The 4,395-nt window shown below is 71.9% G+C and carries 4 protein-coding genes; 2 read left to right on the forward strand and 2 right to left on the reverse strand.

Annotated features, from left to right (window positions below; all coding sequences use genetic code 11):
• Positions 1 to 106: 106 nt before the first annotated feature.
• Together ACFVIM_RS33225 and ACFVIM_RS33230 are read right to left on the reverse strand one after the other, a co-directional pair.
• Complete coding sequence (locus ACFVIM_RS33225; protein ID WP_384309523.1) at positions 107 to 994, reverse strand: tRNA (adenine-N1)-methyltransferase; 888 nt, start codon at positions 992 to 994, stop codon at positions 107 to 109.
• A gap of 167 nt (positions 995 to 1,161) precedes the next feature.
• On the reverse strand, positions 1,162 to 2,424 hold the full coding sequence (locus ACFVIM_RS33230; protein ID WP_384309526.1) for a site-2 protease family protein: 1,263 nt from the start codon (positions 2,422 to 2,424) through the stop codon (positions 1,162 to 1,164).
• A gap of 210 nt (positions 2,425 to 2,634) precedes the next feature.
• On the opposite strand from ACFVIM_RS33230, the gene ACFVIM_RS33235 reads away from it, so the two are divergent.
• On the forward strand, positions 2,635 to 3,519 hold the full coding sequence (locus tag ACFVIM_RS33235) for a RecB family exonuclease (protein WP_384309529.1): 885 nt from the start codon (positions 2,635 to 2,637) through the stop codon (positions 3,517 to 3,519).
• A 10-nt stretch (positions 3,520 to 3,529) separates the two neighbouring features.
• Positions 3,530 to 4,201: a response regulator gene (locus tag ACFVIM_RS33240; RefSeq protein ID WP_384309531.1), complete on the forward strand. Its 672-nt coding sequence runs from the start codon at positions 3,530 to 3,532 to the stop codon at positions 4,199 to 4,201.
• Positions 4,202 to 4,395: the final 194 nt, after the last annotated feature.

The raw sequence follows: 4,395 nt of genomic DNA on the forward strand, positions 1-4,395 counted from the left end.
GCCGTGGAGTTGCCCGCCCGGAGGCGGGAACCCGACGGCGGCGCCGACGCGTTGTCTCGGTGGGCGCGGCCGGGAGGTCCCGCGCACGCCCCTGGGATGGGCTGGCTCAGCCCTTGTTCGGACCCTCGTAGTCCTCGCCGTAGGCGCCCTTCGCGGGACGGCGGCGGCGCATCGGGGGCTCCACACCGTCGGCGAGGCGCCGCGCGGTGACCAGGAAGCCGGTGTGCCCGATCATGCGGTGGTCCGGGCGGACGGCCAGGCCCTCCACATGCCAGTTGCGGATCATGGACTCCCACGGCTGGGGCTCGGCGAAGCAGCCGATCTCCCGGATGGACTCCACGGTCCGCGCCAGCTGGGTGGTGGTGGCCACGTAGCAGCAGAGGATGCCGCCGGGGACCAGCGCCTTGGAGACGGCCTCCAGACACTCCCAGGGCGCCAGCATGTCCAGGATCACCCGGTCGACATCGGTGTCGCTGAGGTTGTCCTGGAGGTCACCGACGGTGAGCTGCCAGGCCGGGTGCGGTCCGCCGAAGTAGCGCTCGACGTTCTGCTGGGCGATCTCGGCGAAGTCCTGGCGCCGCTCGTAGGAGTGCAGCATGCCGTGGTCGCCGATGGCGCGCAGCAGGAAGGCGCTGAGCGAGCCGGAGCCCACTCCCGCCTCGACCACGCGGGCACCCGCGAAGATGTCGGCGAAGGCCAGGATCTGCCCCGCGTCCTTGGGGTAGACCACGGCGGCGCCGCGGGGCATGGACAGGACGTAGTCGGGGAGCAGGGGGCGGAGCGCCAGATAGGCGACGTTTCCCGTGGTACGGACAACACTGCCCTCGGGGGCGCCGATCAGCTCGTCATGCGGGAAGGACCCCTTGTGGGTGTGGAAGTTCTTCCCCGCTTCGAGCGTGAACGTGTAGTGGCGTCCCTTGGGATCGGTGAGCTGGACCTGGTCCCCGACCTTGAAGGGCCCGCGTCGGCGGGCGGCACCGGTCGGTTCGGACATGTGAACAGACTACCGGGCGCGGGACGGGCTTGAGCACTCGGGCATCCGCTCACCAGCGGCGACGGCCGTCGGGCCGCCGGTCCTGACCGGCGGCGCGGCCCCCGGCACGGTCACCGGTGGACGCGGGACCGCGGGGCGCGGTGGGCACCAGGCGGGGGCGCGGGGAGTCAGGAGCCGGGACGGGCCATCGCGGCGACGAAGGCGCGCTCGACGTCGGCGGCCGAGAGCACTCCGTAGATCTCGCCGGTCTCCTCGATGACCAGGTACTCGGTGGCGGGGTTGGCGCGCAGCCGGTCGAGGAGCGCCTCCCCGGCCAGATCGGCGGAGATCTTCATGCCCTCGGTCAGATCCTGGGCGAGGCCCGAGACCTGGACCCAGGGGCGGCGGTGCTCGGGAACGCCCACGATCGCGGCCTCGCGGACCAGTCCGGTGGGGGCGCCCTGGCCGTCGACGACGACGAGGGCGCGGGCCCCGGACTCGTTGGCCCGGCGCAGGGCCTCGGAGAGCGGGGTCGCGGCCTCCACGGGGACGGCCCGCCGGGTGAGGGCGCGCGCCTCCAGCTCGGGCAGATGCTCGCGGAGCCGCGCCATGCGCAGGCTGTTCCCCGCGCCGGTCCAGATGATCGCGGCGAGGATCGCCGCGAGGAGGGCGTCGGTGACGGTCTCCGTGCCGCCGATCTTCTGCGCCGGATTGCCGAGGGCGCCGGTGTGGGTGAGCAGCGGCAGGCCGATCAGGACGGCGACGGCGAGCGCGCGGCCGACCCACGCGGCGGCGATGGTGCCGGTCATCGGCTTGCCGGTGATCTTCCAGACGACGGCGCGCAGCATCCGGCCGCCGTCCAGCGGCAGCCCGGGGAGCAGATTGAAGATCGCGACGATCAGGTTGGAGATCATCAGTCCGGCGAGCAGCACCCCGGGGACCGTGCCGGGCTCGACCAGCCGCATCCCGCCGTAGAAGACTCCGGCGAGTACCAGGGAGAGCAGCGGTCCGACGAAGGCGAGCAGGAACTCGCGGCCCGGGGTCTCGGACTCCTTCTCGATCTCGGAGACCCCGCCGAAGAACTGGAGCTGGATCCGGCGGACCGGCAGCTTGTAGCGGAGCGCGACGACGGTGTGTGCCAGTTCATGGACGAGGACCGAGGCGTAGAAGGCGACCGCGAAGAAGAGCGAGACCAGATAGCGGGCTCCGCCCAGCTCGGGCAGGACGCGGTCGAGCTGACCGCCGAAGACCCAGGTGATCAGGGCTGCGACCAGGAACCAGCTCGGGGCGACGTACACCGGCACGCCGAAGGGGCGGCCCATGAGGATGCCGCCACCGGGGCCGTCGGAGCGCCGTGGCTTGCCGCCGGGCGCGCCCTCGGGGGACTTGCCCCCGCGCTCGGCCCGCGCCCGCTCGCGCTCGCGGTCACCCTTCGTGTCGTCCTCGTTCACGGGATCCCTTCGCTCTGGTCTGGCTGGCCTGGCTGATCTGACTGTTTCCGCGCGGATCCGTTCCGATCCGTTCCGATCCGTTCCGATCCGTTCCGCTCGGATCGCCTCCGATCCGCCGGGGTGGGGACGGATCCGGGTTCCGCCCGTTCCGCGCCCCCGAGGTCGATGGTATTGCGCTCGCTGTCAGTGGCGGGCCGTAGGGTCGTGGTCATGAGTACGAGTCAGGAGAGCCCGGCGGGTCCGCGGCCCATGTCGTTGTCGCCCTCGCGGGCGAGCGACTTCATGCAGTGCCCCCTGCTCTACCGGTTCCGGGTGATCGACCGGCTGCCGGAGAAGCCGAGCGCGGCGGCCACCCGGGGCACGCTGGTCCACGCGGTCCTTGAGCGGTTGTTCGACGCCCCCGCCGCCGAGCGTACGCCGCCGAAGGCCAAGGCGCTGGTGCCCGGCCAGTGGGACCGGCTGCTCACGGCCAGGCCCGAGCTGGGCGAGCTCTTCACCGACGATGAGCGGGGGGAGCAGCTGGCGCGCTGGCTGACCGAGGCGGAGTCGCTGGTGGAGCGGTGGTTCTCGCTGGAGGACCCGACCCGGCTCGAACCCGCCGAGCGGGAGATGTTCGTGGAGACGGAGCTGGAGTCGGGGCTGCGGCTGCGCGGGGTCATCGACCGGGTCGACATCGCGCCCACGGGTGAGGTCCGGATCGTCGACTACAAGACCGGCAAGGCGCCGCGCCCGGAGTACAGCGAGGGCGCGCTCTTCCAGATGACGTTCTACGCGCTGGTGATCTGGCGGCTGAAGAAGGTGGTGCCGTCCCGGCTCCAGCTGGTCTATCTCGGCAGTGGCGAGGTGATGACGTACGACCCGGTCCCGGCCGATCTGGAGCGGGTGGAGCGGAAGCTGATGGCGCTGTGGGAGGCGATCCAGCGGGCCACCGAGACGGGCGACTGGCGCCCCCGGCCGACGAAGCTCTGCGGCTGGTGTGACCATCAGGCGGTCTGTCCGGAGTTCGGCGGCACTCCCCCGGTCTATCCCTTGCGTGTCTCCCCGGCGCCGTCATCCGAGGATGGTCAGGGCAGAATGGGCCCCGACCAAGTGTGAGGAGTTCTCCGTGGCCATCCGTGTCCTGCTGGTCGACGACCAGCCGTTGCTGCGTACCGGTTTCCGGATGATCCTGGAGGCCGAGCAGGACATCGCGGTCGTGGGTGAGGCCGGGGACGGCCTCCAGGCGCTCGACCAGGTGCGGGCGCTCCAGCCCGATGTGGTGCTGATGGACATCCGGATGCCCCGGATGGACGGCGTCGAGGCGACCCGGCAGATCACCGGTCCAGGACGGGACGGCCCGGCGAAGGTGCTGGTGCTGACCACCTTCGACCTCGACGAGTACGTGGTGGAGGCGCTGCGCGCCGGGGCCAGCGGCTTTCTGCTCAAGGACGCCCCCGCCCATGAGCTGGTGCAGGCGATCCGGGTGGTCGCCGCGGGCGAGGCGATGCTCGCCCCGAGCATCACCCGTCGGCTGCTGGACAAGTACGCGGGGCATCTGCCCTCCGGTGAGGAGCCGCTCCCCAACACCCTGCACACCCTCACCGACCGTGAGGTCGAGGTGCTGAAGCTGGTGGCGCGCGGTCTGTCCAACGCGGAGATCGCCGCGGACCTGTTCGTCAGCGAGACCACGGTGAAGACCCATGTCGGCCATGTGCTGACCAAGCTGGGGCTGCGCGACCGGGTCCAGGCGGCGGTCTACGCCTATGAGAGCGGACTGGTCCGGCCCGGGGCACAGTGACGCCGCGCCGCGCCGGGGGCACGGTGACCGGGACGCGCTCCGGACCGGGACGCGCTCCGCGCGGGGGTGTTCGGCTCCACCGTGGAAGGGGCGTTCCGCGCCGCCGGTGCGACCGGGCGCCCGGGTGAACAGCCCGTACCGGTGTACGGAAGCGGCGGTGACGACGGCAGAACAGCGGCGGCGGGCCTGAGGCC

The sequence above is a fragment of the Streptomyces sp. NPDC057638 genome, assembly GCF_042800315.1.
In the GTDB taxonomy this organism is placed as follows: Bacteria; Actinomycetota; Actinomycetes; order Streptomycetales; family Streptomycetaceae; genus Streptomyces.

Coding starts and splice junctions, on each gene's coding strand:
- ACFVIM_RS33225 (WP_384309523.1), bottom strand. CDS start 994: ATGTCCGAACCGACCGGTGCCGCCCGCCGACGCGGGCCCTTCAAGGTC.
- ACFVIM_RS33235 (WP_384309529.1), top strand. CDS start 2,635: ATGAGTACGAGTCAGGAGAGCCCGGCGGGTCCGCGGCCCATGTCGTTG.